General features: G+C 39.2%; 12 protein-coding genes. 2 read left to right on the top strand and 10 right to left on the bottom strand.

The window, feature by feature from the left end; all coding sequences use genetic code 11:
• Positions 1-111: 111 nt before the first annotated feature.
• The 3 genes from CZ382_RS21415 to CZ382_RS21405 all read right to left on the bottom strand — a co-directional run bounded on the left by CZ382_RS21415 (position 112) and on the right by CZ382_RS21405 (position 2729).
• Positions 112-768 carry a 3D domain-containing protein gene (locus CZ382_RS21415; protein ID WP_155554328.1) on the bottom strand — a complete coding sequence of 219 codons (657 nt, stop codon included), beginning with the start codon at positions 766-768 and terminating at the stop codon, positions 112-114.
• Positions 769-932: 164 nt separating this feature from the next.
• Complete coding sequence (locus tag CZ382_RS21410; RefSeq protein WP_088053119.1) at positions 933-1244, bottom strand: YuiB family protein; 312 nt, start codon at positions 1242-1244, stop codon at positions 933-935.
• A 264-nt stretch (positions 1245-1508) separates the two neighbouring features.
• Positions 1509-2729, bottom strand: a complete 1221-nt coding sequence (locus CZ382_RS21405; protein ID WP_088053118.1) for an NAD(P)/FAD-dependent oxidoreductase — start codon at positions 2727-2729, stop codon at positions 1509-1511.
• Positions 2730-3281: 552 nt separating this feature from the next.
• Between CZ382_RS21405 and CZ382_RS21400 the strand changes: the two genes are divergently transcribed.
• Positions 3282-4274, top strand: a complete 993-nt coding sequence (locus tag CZ382_RS21400) for an NAD(P)/FAD-dependent oxidoreductase (protein WP_088053117.1) — start codon at positions 3282-3284, stop codon at positions 4272-4274.
• A 134-nt stretch (positions 4275-4408) separates the two neighbouring features.
• Here CZ382_RS21400 and CZ382_RS21395 read toward each other — a convergent pair whose 3' ends face one another.
• From CZ382_RS21395 to CZ382_RS21365, 7 genes are all read right to left on the bottom strand, one after another.
• Positions 4409-5851 (bottom strand): glycoside hydrolase family 1 protein, encoded by a 1443-nt coding sequence (locus CZ382_RS21395; RefSeq protein WP_088053116.1) that lies wholly within the window; start codon positions 5849-5851, stop codon positions 4409-4411.
• 41 nt (positions 5852-5892) lie between these two features.
• Entirely contained in the window at positions 5893-6807 is a 915-nt protein-coding gene (locus CZ382_RS21390) for an ROK family protein (RefSeq protein ID WP_088053115.1), read from the bottom strand.
• A gap of 143 nt (positions 6808-6950) precedes the next feature.
• Complete coding sequence (locus CZ382_RS21385) at positions 6951-7973, bottom strand: LacI family DNA-binding transcriptional regulator (RefSeq protein WP_088053114.1); 1023 nt, start codon at positions 7971-7973, stop codon at positions 6951-6953.
• 34 nt (positions 7974-8007) lie between these two features.
• Positions 8008-8835: a carbohydrate ABC transporter permease gene (locus tag CZ382_RS21380; protein ID WP_088053113.1), complete on the bottom strand. Its 828-nt coding sequence runs from the start codon at positions 8833-8835 to the stop codon at positions 8008-8010.
• The gene (locus CZ382_RS21375) at positions 8832-9761 is read right to left on the bottom strand and encodes a carbohydrate ABC transporter permease (protein ID WP_088053112.1); all 930 of its coding nucleotides are present in this window, start codon (positions 9759-9761) and stop codon (positions 8832-8834) included. The genes CZ382_RS21380 and CZ382_RS21375 overlap by 4 nt, the downstream gene beginning before the upstream one ends.
• A 158-nt stretch (positions 9762-9919) precedes the next feature.
• Positions 9920-11203, bottom strand: coding sequence for an ABC transporter substrate-binding protein (locus CZ382_RS21370; RefSeq protein WP_088053111.1), 1284 nt, complete (start codon positions 11201-11203; stop codon positions 9920-9922).
• A gap of 544 nt (positions 11204-11747) precedes the next feature.
• Positions 11748-12434 carry a Crp/Fnr family transcriptional regulator gene (locus CZ382_RS21365; RefSeq protein WP_230856009.1) on the bottom strand — a complete coding sequence of 229 codons (687 nt, stop codon included), beginning with the start codon at positions 12432-12434 and terminating at the stop codon, positions 11748-11750.
• Between the two features lie 173 nt (positions 12435-12607).
• Here CZ382_RS21365 and CZ382_RS21360 point away from each other — a divergent pair, with 173 nt between their 5' ends.
• Complete coding sequence (locus tag CZ382_RS21360; protein ID WP_159457854.1) at positions 12608-13594, top strand: nuclease-related domain-containing protein; 987 nt, start codon at positions 12608-12610, stop codon at positions 13592-13594.
• The last annotated feature ends 272 nt before the right edge of the window (positions 13595-13866 follow it).

The raw sequence follows: 13866 nt of genomic DNA, 5'->3' as shown, positions 1-13866 counted from the left end.
GCAGCGAAATTTTCACAAGTATTCCCCAGCATTCAACTGCTAGCAAACACATTACCGAACAGCGCCAAAACAGGCTCACCCTTATACCTGGGTAAGCCTGTTTAATTTGCTTTAACTTGTTGTAATCTGCTCCCGGAAGACTTGCAATGCTTCATTTTCATTCCATTCCATAAGCTGTTCTTCGCTAAGGCTGCCATCACCCATCTCGATGATATAAACCTTTACTTCCTTCTTTCCCCATTTTTTATAAACATCTTCTACAGTTGGATAATACAGATCAATTTCATTTCCGTTAATTGCTCCCCCCTTGTCAGCAACGACGCCATACCCATAATCAGGAATATACAGAATAGTTCCGATTGGATAAATACTTAAATCAGCTGCAATAGTAGAGTATAAGTCTCGCTTAACCTTTACCCCAGAATACGTAATTCCATATTCCGGATGATCAGGCGTTTTACCTGTCGACTCTGCACCTGCCGTATAGCCTGTTGCCATAACAGTTGAGCTTGGATATTGTTCTAAATTAACATATTCCTCCAGTGTCTTTGGTCCTTCAATTTGTTCACTGGAAATATACCGTTGGGACTCATTTTTGTAATTTAATGTTTTCTTCTCAAGTGTAATCCGTTTATTCGTCAGAGCATCCTCTGCCATTGTTGGTTTATTCGCTGCTTCCTGTTCTGCCCACGCATGAACATCTTGTAAGGTGACGTTCGAAATACTGGTGAGCGTAGTGTAAAATGCGCCTAAAAATAACAGTAACATCCCGGTTCTTCGGAAAAATTTAATTTTTTTCAATGATAACACCTCTCTGGATGTCATCATTTCCAATCTAGTAACTTTTTATTCATGAAAATTAAAATGAAACCAAAAAATACTGACAAATGAATAGATTACAAAAACAATCACTCCCGGCGGTGCTATTGCTTTTAAAACATTTGATAGCCACTTTTCCGGAGAAATTTAATGACAAATCCAGATACAATTGTTCCAACGAGGCCAGCTGCCAGAATCGTTATGTCTACAGGTGTGATATGTACTAAATTAGTAAAAGCAGTCTGGAACGATGCACCTGGATCTTTAAAATAATTTGTTGTTGGTATATCATCAACTATAATCAGGACAATGATTGGATAAATAAATGACATTAACCATGTACGCCTTAGTAGCATATTTAAAATAAATGCAATGCCAAAAAATATAACAAAAAACAATAAAATTGATACAACAAATTGAATCAAGGTTGTGTCCTCCTATTTAACAATCTTTCATACAGACTCCATTTTAGCTGAAAACATATAAAAAGCAAAGGCGGAGAGACCCACCCTTGCTTAAATTGTCATTTCTAGTGCGTGTTCAAAAAGTCGCCGAATGAGAAGCAAGAAGGTCGAGGCGGCGTAGCTTTGAGCACCGGAGTGTACACAAAAAGGTACATGAGGAGCGGAAAAGCAAGCCAACGAAGAGATTCGCCGCTTATCATTTGGTGACTTTTTGAACATCCTCTTCTAATAAAAAATATTAAATTTACCTTTCCGCATTAATAGACTAAAACCGCCTAATTTTAATAAGTAACGGTTATCGATTATTTTTTTCATCACCGTTGCCTTAAAGCCGAATAGCTTACGATTATTTAAGATAACACCAATTGCATCATTGGCTCCGAGGGAGGCGACTGTTCCAAGAATTTTTGCTTCAAAGCTTTCCAATTCATCGTTTCCCTGAATGAGGGCTTTTACATTATGTGCAACGGTTTGCGATTCCTGAATAGCGATTTGTGCGGTTGGTGGAAATGGACAGCCGGTATCCGGATTCATAATTAGTGCACAATCACCAAGTACGAACACATCATCATATTCTGGAACACGCATATCTTTCCTTACTTCAACTTTTCCTCGATTTGTCGTAAAACCAGATGTCTCTACAATTGAATTGGCGCGAACTCCTGCAGCCCAAATGGTCGTTAATGTCGGGATCTCCACTTCTTTGTTATCTTTTTCATAAACAATACTTGCCGGCTTGCATTCCTTTAACAATGCCCCTGTTATAAATTCAACGCCACGTGCCTCCAGTGAATTCATTGCATATTCGACAAGCTGCGGGTCAAAACCCGGCAATACTGCAGGAGATCCTTCTATATTAATAATCCGCACTAAATTCTTATCAATATCATATTCTTTGCAAAGCTCTGGGATCCGATTTGCCAGCTCGCCGACAAACTCGATACCGGTAAATCCGCCACCACCAATAACAATATTTAAACGTGCTTGATTTTTTTTCGAATCATTATGATACATGGCAAAATTGTATTCAATATGTTCCCTAATTAGCCGTGCACTATTTATATTCCCAATTGTAAAGGCGTTTTCTGTTAATCCCGGAATCCCGAATGTTGCTGCTTCAAATCCTAGCGCTACAACTAAAATATCATAGGAAAGCTCACCATTTTTTAGCTTCACTTTTTTCTCTTCCGGTTTTATCGCAACAACGGTATCCAGAACAAAGTTAACCTTGTTCATGTTGACAACTTCCTTAATTGGGATCCGTGTACGATCATGATGTAATGTGCCGGCAGCATTTTCATGTAACCACGTGGTCTGGTAATGGTAATCATTATTATTCACAAGTGTTAGCACGGCTTCATTTAATCCGAGTGACTTTTGCAGTTTGACAGTCGTCATCATCCCACCATAGCCAGCACCAAGAATCACAATATTTGGCTTATTCATTTTATCATCACTTCCATCTGTAAAATTTCTGTTTCCCCTATGTGACATATTTCACGAAATAATAAACGCTAAAGCGCTAAGACTGGTCGAGCTTATCTTATTATCCAAAACACAGAATATTAATATCAAAGCATTAAAAAACTTGACTGAAAGCCAAGTATGTAACAATTGAAATACTTTTGTTATAAAACTGTAATATAACATTCAAACAATATCTTAGCCTTTTTCATTACAATTTTCAACCCTAAATAATACATTCTTAAAATTTAAATTTCTCCCAGTTATAATTCCAGTGTTATTGAAATAAAAATATTTCTGTTATAACCGTTAGTAGAATCTCCATAAAAAAATATAGAAGGTGCCCGATTCGTCTAATTAAAATTCAGTTACGGATAAAGGTAGGCCAAGTATGCCACGTCCGCATGTCTTTGTCTGCACCACGACATTCGGTGCGTTAATCCCCCCACTGATAAAGCTTCACATTATTGCATATTTCTTTATGATTAAATCAATTTATCGTAGTATAGAGGCAGAGAGAATGGAGGAGTAATAATGGCAGAACAAATATATGATGTAACGATTATCGGAGCAGGGCCAACTGGTTTGTTCACAGCCTTTTACGGTGGGATGCGCGATGCAAGTGTTAAAATAATTGAAAGCTTGCCACATACCGGTGGACAATTAACAGCCTTGTATCCGGAGAAAGATATATACGACGTCGCTGGTTTCCCCAAAGTTCGTGCACAGGACTTGGTCGATAACCTGGAGGAGCAGGCCAACCTGTTTAGCCCGGCGATTGTATTGGGGCAGGCAGTTGAAAAAGTAGAACGTTTGGATGATCAGTCATTTAAACTTACTACCAATAAAGAAACGCATTATACGAAGACCATTATCATCACAGCCGGAAATGGCGCATTCCAGCCACGCCGGTTGAATGTTGGCGATTTTGAAAGGTTTGAGGGTGTTAATTTACATTACCATGTAAAAGACATGAATCACTATAAAGACCAGCATGTGATGCTGCTGGGCGGCGGTGATTCAGCAGTAGACTGGGCCTTGATGCTGGAACCGATTGCAGAAAAAGTAACATTGGTACACCGCCGCGATAAATTCCGTGCCCATGAGTACAGTGTCGAAAAATTAATGAACTCAAGTGTGGAAATCATTACTCCTTTTACGCCTGGCGATATTAGTGGAAATGATAAAATTGAACGCGTATTGCTGCAGGAAGTAAAAGGTGACCGGCAACTAGAGCTGGAGGTTGATTCCATATTGTGCAATTATGGCTTTGTCTCTACATTAGGGCCACTAAAAGATTGGGGCTTGGAAATTGAGAAGAACAGCATTGTCGTGAATACGAAAATGGAAACCAATATTCCAGGAATTTATGCTGCTGGGGATATTTGTACATACCCAGGCAAAATAAACCTAATTGCCACCGGATTTGGTGAAGGACCGACTGCTGTCAATAATGCCAAGCAATATATTGATCCAAAAGCAAGGGTACAGCCAAAGCATTCGACGAGTTTGGACTTAGTAAAGTAATCATTGACAAATAAAAAAAACATATCCGGATCATGTTCGTGTCGTCCCGGATATGTTTTTTATTTCTGTAATTGGTATATTTTGGAGTATTAACTAACCGGGTGCTTGCGCCTTTGTTCTCCCGCTGGCACTTTTTACAATTCTTTCCCATTTGTTGCAATTACCTTTTTATACCAATGAAAGCTCTTTTTCTTCATCCGCCTCATGTCCTTCTCAGCCAATTCATCACGGTTCACATAAACAAACCCATAACGCTTTTGGTAGCCGTTCAGCCAGCTGAGCAAATCGGTAAATGACCATGTACAATATCCAAGCAAATCCACACCATCGGTAACGGCTGCCTGTAATTGCTCGATATGCTTGCGAATAAAAGCAATTCGGTAGTCATCATTGACAGCATCATTTTCTTCCAGCTTGTCAAACTCCCCCAAACCATTCTCTGTCACTAAGATTGGAAGCCCATAACGGCTCGTGATCCGGCGCAAGCCAATTCTTAGTCCAACAGGGTCGATTTCCCAATCCCAATTGGTCGTTTCTAACGCCGCATTCCGTTTTCGTTTGAACAAACCAGCATTTCCACTTTCAACGAAATTACCTTTTTTTCCATCATGGTTTTCCTTATTAGAAGCACTGAACTGTTCGCCCAGCGGACTGGCAGTAAACGTTGCGGTCTGATAATAATTGACACCGATAAAATCTGGTTTACCTGCTTTTAACAGCTCGTCGTCCCCGTCTTCAATTATTGGCGCCAGTCCGTGCTTTTCAAGATATTTCCATGCAACTTTTGGATACACCCCCCAGCTATACACATCCATCCACCAATAACTTTGGAATTCCTCCGCATTTTCCGCTGCCAAAATGTTATTCGGTTCGCTGGAAAATGGATAGGCTGGTCCATACGCAAAGCTAGGACCAATTTTTCCATCAGTGATAATTCGTCTAAAAGATTGGATAGCCTTCGCATTGGCCAGATTGGCAATATGATTGGCGTTGTACATCCGCTTGCGATCGCTGACACCCGGGGGATGCGCAGCCTGTTCATATCCTAGTCCGATAAAAACATTTTGTTCATTCAATGTTACCCAGTAATTCACCTTATTTTTAAACCGTTCGAACAATGTAACACAATAATCATTAAAATCATTGATGATTTGTCGAGACTCCCAGCCACCATATTCATCCTGAAGTGCTTGTGGAAGATCCCAGTGATACAGCGTGACGATTGGCTCAATACCATGATGTAGCAGCTCATCAATCAGATTTTCATAGAACTGTATTCCTGCTTCACTTAGCTTACCTTTACCCATTGGAAAAATACGGCTCCACGATACGGAAAAGCGATATGCCTTCAACCCCATTTCTGCCATCAATGCTACGTCTTCTTTGTATCGATGATAATGATCGACTGCGACATCACCATTCGTACCTTGATAAGTTTTTCCGGGGATCTTTGTGAAGTTATCCCAAATAGAAGGACCTTTTCCATCTTCATTGAAAGCACCTTCCACTTGGTAAGCTGCCGAAGCAGATCCCCATAAAAAATTTCTAGGAAACTCATCTAAATTTGGATGATCCATTCATATCAGCTCCATTTACATCATTCTCTTATTTATAATTTTCATTTGATGACCGAGGCAGAAGAACCAGCCAAGTTCCACCAATTAATAAAACCATATACAGCCCCAAGCATGTTGGCGTATTGTCCGAATTCGCATGTATCGATGACTGGTTTTATTTTTGAGGCCTTCAGACGATTAAGAATATCGTCCAATTTCGCATTTATATGATCGATTAGGTCGTTTCTGGCACTAATGCCGCCACCTATTAAAATAATCTCTGGATCATAGATATATTGCAAATTGTAAATTCCCAAAGCTAAATATTGATGAAACTGATCGATGGCTTGTTTACAATCCACATCTCCGTCGTTCGCCATTTCAAATACAGCTTCCCCCGTTAATTCCTTCTCGTTCATATGTTTTAAGTTGGCCACATTTTTCACTAATGCACCGGTGGCACCGGTTGCGCTCCACGTGTCATAGTCAACCCCTGAGCCAGTAGGGATCACCATATAGCCAAACTCACCACCATGCAAATTGGCACCCTTATGCACCAATCCATTTTTGATGAGAGCTCCACCAATACCTGTTCCGATTACAACAACGATCGCGTCTTTTTTTCCCTGTGCTTTTCCTTTCCATACCTCGGCATAACCCGCACAATTCGCATCATTTTCCATAAATATCGGCAAGTCAATCCGATCACGAATCAACCGTTTGATATTTGGCCCATGAAGATAGGATAAAGCACTAGAGCCGTATATGATTCCCGTATCCGAGACAGCACCAGGGCAACTGATTGCTACGCCAGCAACATCTTGATTTTTATGGTAAAGATCTACCACTAGATCTAGTAGTCCATCCAATGTTTCCGGTGTTTTTGTTTTATCCATTTTCAATATGGTTGCCCCTTCATCAACAATGCCGAATTTGATATAGGTGCCACCAATATCAACTGCCAAATAACGTTTCATTACGTCCACCTCATACTTTTCGTCAATTTCTTGTTGTTAGCAATGTTTCTTTCCTGTCAACCTATCATCACCATCCCCTTACATTGTTCTGATTTTTATCTGTGTTTTATTAATCGGCTTATTTTATCGAATCATTCCACTAGTTAATGAATTGAGTCAAAAGAACACGAACCGCGTACAACTAACTGAGGATCGACCATTACTGAATTCGGTTGAACCTCCTCATTGATTAAATCATGGAGCATATGTGCCGCAAGCTTCCCCATCTTGTCTTTATCCTGTCTTACTGTTGCCAGCGGTGGGTCGCTGTAACGGCAAGCTTCAATATCATCACAACCAATTAACTTGATATCCTCAGGGACACGAATCCTCTTTTCCTTCAAGGCACGTAAAGCACCTAATGCCATCATGTCAGAAACAGCATAAACAACTTGTGGGCGTTTTGAAGCTGCCAATATCCGCTTCATCGCAGCATACCCACTATCTTCAAAATAATCTCCGTATTGGATCCACTCGTCCTTAACCTTCATGCCAAAAAGCTCCATATTACGAATGAAACTGTCTTTACGAATACTTGAGACAAATGAGTCTTCTGGGCCTCCGATAAAGGCAACTTCCTTCATCCTGTTTAAATAAAGATAGGTCACAACCGCTTCGGAAACTTTCCGGTTATCTGTTGTAACATAGCTTGAATTTGGGCCTTTCAGTGCAATATCAATTCCGACACATGGAAAATCACTTTGGTCCAGCTCATTTGTGGCTTCTTCAATTCGATCCCCCGCTATAATCAAACAACCATCCAATTGAAAATGAATACACCGAGCCAAATAATCCCGCCCGTCCTTGCTAAATTTGTTATTTGAAAAAACCAGCATATCATAGCCAAGATTTCCGATTGCATTTTTAAATGAATTAACAACATCATTGAAAAATGGGTGGTTCATTTCCGCATTGATATCTCCCGCATAGATTAACCCGATAAGATTGGATTTTTTTGTTGCCAGCGCTTTTGCTGAAAACGTCGGCTGGTAACCGGTTTCCTCGATTATTTTTTTTACTTTTTCTATCGTTTGCCGGCTAAGATTCCCCGATTGATTGATTACTTTTGAAACAGTGCCTGGAGAAACATTTGCCAGCTTTGCAATATCTTTAATAGTAAGTTTCATTGTCATACCTCATGTCCTTCGTGATCTACTCGTATTATTTAACGGAACCCTCTGTAATACTGGAGATAAACAACTTATTAAACATCAAGAACACAATAACGAGTGGAATTGTTGCCCAAAACACACCAGACAGCAACATCCCAAAATCAACATTGCTTGTTGTATTCATTGAAGAGAGGGCTACTTGTATTGTATACATATCCGGGTCGCGAAGAACAGTGAATTGCCACAAAAATTCTCCCCACGTTGCCGTAAATACAATAATTCCTAATGTGGCAAAGGCCGGTAATATGATTGGAAGAACAATACTCCGGAAAATACGGAAGTTTGAACAGCCGTCCAGTTTAGCCGCTTCAATTAATTCATCCGGAATGGATTGCGCTATATACTGCCTCATTAAGAAAATTCCTAACGGATTCAGGAAAAAGATAATCATTGCACCAAACAGGGTATCCAGCAATCCAAACTTGGCAACTAAAAAATATTGTGGAATTAAACCAAGTTGCGGTGGGATGACCATCGTTAGCAATATAGAAATAAAAAAAATATTTTTCCCCGGGAACCTGAATTTTGCAAAAGCAAACCCAGCCAATGAACTAATTAATAGAACGACAAGTGTAACAACTAAACAAACAATTAGTGTATTGAACATCGCACCAAAAAAAGGTATTTTTTCCAATACTGCTTGAAAGTTTTCGACTAATTTATCACCCGGTGTTATTGTTGGAGGAATCGAATTATATGCTGCACTTGGCCTTGTTGCCATCACAAACATCCAGTAAAAGGGGAAGATGGCTAAGAAAGATGCAACAATCAGAAATAAATACACGAAAAATCGTCCAAATTTAAATTTTTTATTCATGATTTTATCCCCTTGTTCTTTTTTCTAATTCCGGATGTCAAATAGGTATTAATGGCGGAAGCAACAATAATAATACCTAGCAAAATAACTGCTGTTGCAGAACCTGTTCCAAAGGATTGTAAACTAAATGCATCACGATACAAATACATTACAACCGTCATTGCTTCTGTCCTGCTAAATGCCGACCCTCCCAAAAACACGGTAGGTTCTGTGAATAATTGCAATGCACCAACAGTGGAAAAGAACACCGTTAAAACAACGAAAGGTTTTAATAATGGAAGCGTAATATAGCGTAATTGCTGGAAAATATTTGCCCCATCAATCCGAGCAGCTTCATATAAGTCCTTTGGAATACTTTGCAGCCCCGCCAAGTAGATAATGGTGTTGTAACCGATCCATCGCCAAAAAACCATAATGGAAATAGCTATTTTCGAACCCCATTCACTTGTTTTCCATGCAACGGAGTCCATGCCAAAAAGGTTTAAAATGTAATTAGCCAACGCTGTATCGTTATTGCTGAAAAATACTCCAAATACAAGCGCTACAGCTACCATGGAGGTAATGTAAGGCAAAAAAATCATGGCGCGAAAGGCATTTTTAAATTTCAGATATGCCTGGTTCAGGATAAATGCTAAAATAATACCAAAAATGAGCTGCGGTGCTGTTCCCATAATGCCCATGATAATTGTGTTGTAAAGTGCCTTCCAAAACGTTGAATCATGCAAGACAACACTGAAGTTCTGGAGACCAACAAAGGTCATTTCACCCAATCCGTTCCAATTTTGAAATGCCAGATAGAGACTGAATATAGCAGGATATAAGCCAATTACGGCAAAAATAATAAAGAAAGGTGAAATGTACAAATAGGCACTAATTTTGTCTTTGGTTGCTTCTGATCGGTATTTTCTTTTGTGTGTAAAAGCCATTTTCTCTCCTTCCCTTCTTAAAAGACATTGATATGGCAGGAAAGACTGCCATATCAATGAATATGCAATATTTTCAGGAAACCGAGGATAAAACAAGCAAGTATTCTATGCTCTGGTTTTTTCTCATAAATTGGAAAAAAGCTGATGCTTATCCATCTCTATTTGTTATTGAGATCTTTCATTCGTTTAACAGCCGCAGCCCATTCCTTATCCGGATCTGCCCCTTGTTGAACATTTTTCAATGCATTGAGCACTTCATCCTGAGTCGGCGTGTACTTGTCACCTTTATAGATAAAACTGATATCTTGAGCTGCTTCCGCAAAATATTTCGATGTACTTTGACCGCCAAAAAATTCATCTTTTGTTTTTTTGAATTCGTCCATCTCGTAAACTTCTGGTGATGATGGGAAAAGACCTGCATCACTTTTGAATGATTTCAACTGATTATCAGGCGACACTAACCATTTTGCAAATTCATACGCCTCATCATCATGTTTGGTCTCTTTTGGGATAGTGATATAAGAACCGCCCCAGTTACCAGCAAATTCCTTCGGCAAGGTTGCAATACGGAATTTGCCTGATGCATCCGGTGCATTATCCAACATCCAGCCTTTTAGCCATGCCGCGCCCATTTCAATTGCAAAATCGCCATTATTTACGGCATTTCCCCATTCTGGTGTCCACATATCATATTCACCGACTAGCCCATGCTCGTTTAATTCTACAGCTAAATCATATGCTTTTTTAACAGCATTTCCATCTTTTTCAACTAATAGATTTCCATCTTGATCATAGAAGCTTTCTTCTGCTCCATCGATAACCGCACGGTATGCCATTTCCATACTATCTAGTAAAGGCTTGCCAGTTTTCTCCTTGATCTGTTCTCCGACTTTAATAAGGTCTTCTTTAGACTGAATCAATTTCTGCACTTCATCTGGTTCAGTTGGCAAACCAGCCTCTTCAAACAAATCTGTACGATAGAACATAGCTTTTGGCCCAATATCAGTTGGTAAACCAAATAGGAAATCACCCTCCATGCTTTCGCCTATTTTCCATTTCCAATCCAAATATTTATCTTGAATTTTTTCGGCACCTAAATCATACAAGTTTACGAATCTATCTTTTGCTTCCTTGAATCGATCAAATTGATCTATCTCTACCATGGCTAGATCCGGTGCACCACTTCCTGCAGATAATGCTGTGAATAAGCTGTTATGATGATCAGCGTTTTCGGAAGTTTTTACTTTAATTTTGATCCCAGGATGTTCCTTTTCATATTCCTTAGCCAATTCGTCATAATTCGTTGCACCAAATACCCAAAAATCCAACGTGACATTTCCATCTTCGTCTTTATCACTTGAGGCTTTATCACCGCACGCTGCAAGTGAAAAGACAAGTGTCACCATGATACCAATCATTAACAGTAATTTGCTTCTTTTCATTAAAATTACCCCCTGCGAGTTATAAATTTATAAATAGCTAACTATCATACTTGATTTTATTAAATTAGGTTTATACACCTCCTTCATTATAGTGGCTTGCACGTAAAAGGTATCCATAATCGGAAACCGGTTTCCTTAACAGCGAAATTTATCTGTCTTTCCTATCCAGGAAACCGCTTTCTTTGTTTATTATATTATCTAATTTTATAAAAATCAATACTAATATGCTAAATTTTAGAAACCGATTTCCTAAGCAAGTGTATTTTTCATGTATTCGAGAGTTTTATGTTATCGGGGAATTTGTAAATCCCTTTGTAAAATAGACTTAATTGCCATTAGATTCTGAGAAGAGCTGACTCACAATCAACAATTCTAAACAATATATTGATCCGGAAGCAAGCGTATAGCCAAAGCATTCGACGAGTTTGGGACTTGATAAGGAAATCACAAGTGGAAAACATACCCGGATGTTGTATTGGATACAGCCAGATATGTTTTCCACGATCAAGATTATCCGCAAGCCCATTGTAATATTGAAATCCATTTATATATTAGCTGCACAATCAGTTAATGCATCAATATCGGTAATTTTAATCCTTCGATGGCCGGTCTGTGCTATCCAGCTGTTTGTCTGAAAACTGGACAGTCTCCTGCTGATTGTTTCCTGGGTAGTCCCGAGGTAGGAGGCCAAATCCTTTTTGCTCATCGGCAGCATAATATCCATTGAATTCTTTTGCTGTGCAAGCTCAACCAAATAACCGGCAAGGCGCGTTTCCACATCCTTCGTACTCAACTGTCCAACAAGTTTTTCCGTTTGATCCAGGCGGTTACTGAATTGCTCCAAAATTTTAATCGCTATTGTAGGATATGTCTGCATCAGCTCTTGCATATCCTTCCGATGAATCGCACATATCTCGGTTTTCTCCATTGCCTCTGCATAGCTGTCCAGCATTTTTTCCGAAAAAAGGGCAAGTTCTCCCATGAATTCACCTGTCTCCAGAATCCGCAGTAATTGTTCCTTACCCGATTCAAACAGCTGATAAATTTTCACCCGGCCTTTATGTACAATATATAAATATTCCAACGGCTCACCTTCCTGATAAATAAACTCTCCCTTTTGGAATGTAATGCTTCTGCCCTTTTTAACAATTTCGAACATTTCATGATTTGCTAAATGATTGAAAAAGGGTACCTTGGAAATGCATAATTGTTTTCCACGACGATCAGGCATCTTGTTTTTTATTCCTCCCATGATTTTTATAAGTACTATTATACATTATTTAGTTCGTAGCAAAGTAAAAACTACCTTGCTTTACAAACGTTCATCAATTTGACGATTTTTAATGAAGGAAATGGGGTTTAATTATAGAATATCTACTATATGCAAAAATAAGGAGTGATTTTTTGGCGTATAACAATAGAAGAACACCAATAGAGATTCTAAAACTTGAATCGGCTTTACGACGACTTGCTGACGGACATCTGCTAAGGCCTCGAATTGAAGAAGATCTACGCAAACGACATGCAGGGTTTCATGGTGAAAAATCAATTGACTATCATTTATCCTTTTTTGAGCATGAACATCATTTATTTCATCATGGACTACGGCTCCCCTGGAAAGATACTCATTTTCAAATTGATTCGCTTATCACCACACCGTCTATGATTATCCCATTAGAAGTAAAAAATATGATTGGAAGACTATTCTTTGATGAACCAGCACAACAGTTAATTCAAACAACTCCAGATGGAACAGTAAAGTCCTATCCTTATCCATTAACCCAAGCCAACCGACACGTCCTGCAGCTGCAATCATGGCTGCGACAACACCATTTTCCGGTCCCACCGATCATACCATTTGTCGTTATCAGCAATTCATCAACTATAATAGATACAAATTCCAAGGACAAATTATTTTATGACAAAGTGGTACATGCGATGAATTTACCGTTTAAACTAAAGGCCCTTCCCAAACGCTATCCAGATAAATTACTGTCGCCTCTTCAACAGAGAAATTTATCTGAGCAGCTTATCAAAAAGCATGTCACTGCCAACCCGGAAATCCTTCAGTGGTATGGAATTGACAAGCATGAAATACGAAACGGATTATATTGTGAAAATTGCAAGGACCTCACTATGGAGCGAATACGAGGTAACTGGAAGTGTAACAGATGTGGACTTCTAAATAAAAAAGCGCATATTAGAGGATTGCTTGATCATTACCTATTAATTGGGTCCACCATTACAAACCGCCAATATAAATCATTTGTACGATTGAACTCAATCTCAATAGCCACAAAGCAGCTGCAATCGTTAGGGTTGCAATCGACAGGAACTTTTAAGGATCGTAAATACCTGCTCGAATTGGATGCATTGCTTAACCTGTTATGACTCGGATAGTATTTCCGCTCGGTTGGATAGTATTTGGTCTGATTTGGATAGTATTTTCCTTTTTCGGATAGTATTTGCTCTGATTCGGATAGTATTTGGCAGATTCGGATAGTATTTTCCTTTTTCGGATAGTATTTTACTCATTTTGGATAGTATTTCTAATTCCAATGGTGTTTTTGCCCGTTTGGATAGTATTTGACCCTTTTCGGACAGTAAATCGGTCAAGTTCGGCAAACTCCAAGTTCAGGCTCAACCCCAAATCCAAGCAAAAG

The organism is Virgibacillus dakarensis (assembly GCF_900155625.1).
GTDB lineage: Bacteria > Bacillota > Bacilli > Bacillales > Amphibacillaceae > Lentibacillus_C > Lentibacillus_C populi.
Note: the sequence above shows the minus strand (reverse complement) of the source record. Positions and strands in the feature narration are given on the sequence as shown.

Coding starts and splice junctions, on each gene's coding strand:
- CZ382_RS21415 (WP_155554328.1), bottom strand. CDS start 768: ATGTTACTGTTATTTTTAGGCGCATTTTACACTACGCTCACCAGTATT.
- CZ382_RS21405 (WP_088053118.1), bottom strand. CDS start 2,729: ATGAATAAGCCAAATATTGTGATTCTTGGTGCTGGCTATGGTGGGATG.
- CZ382_RS21400 (WP_088053117.1), top strand. CDS start 3,282: ATGGCAGAACAAATATATGATGTAACGATTATCGGAGCAGGGCCAACT.
- CZ382_RS21395 (WP_088053116.1), bottom strand. CDS start 5,851: ATGGATCATCCAAATTTAGATGAGTTTCCTAGAAATTTTTTATGGGGA.
- CZ382_RS21390 (WP_088053115.1), bottom strand. CDS start 6,807: ATGAAACGTTATTTGGCAGTTGATATTGGTGGCACCTATATCAAATTC.
- CZ382_RS21385 (WP_088053114.1), bottom strand. CDS start 7,973: ATGAAACTTACTATTAAAGATATTGCAAAGCTGGCAAATGTTTCTCCA.
- CZ382_RS21380 (WP_088053113.1), bottom strand. CDS start 8,835: ATGAATAAAAAATTTAAATTTGGACGATTTTTCGTGTATTTATTTCTG.
- CZ382_RS21375 (WP_088053112.1), bottom strand. CDS start 9,761: ATGGCTTTTACACACAAAAGAAAATACCGATCAGAAGCAACCAAAGAC.
- CZ382_RS21370 (WP_088053111.1), bottom strand. CDS start 11,203: ATGAAAAGAAGCAAATTACTGTTAATGATTGGTATCATGGTGACACTT.
- CZ382_RS21365 (WP_230856009.1), bottom strand. CDS start 12,434: ATGCCTGATCGTCGTGGAAAACAATTATGCATTTCCAAGGTACCCTTT.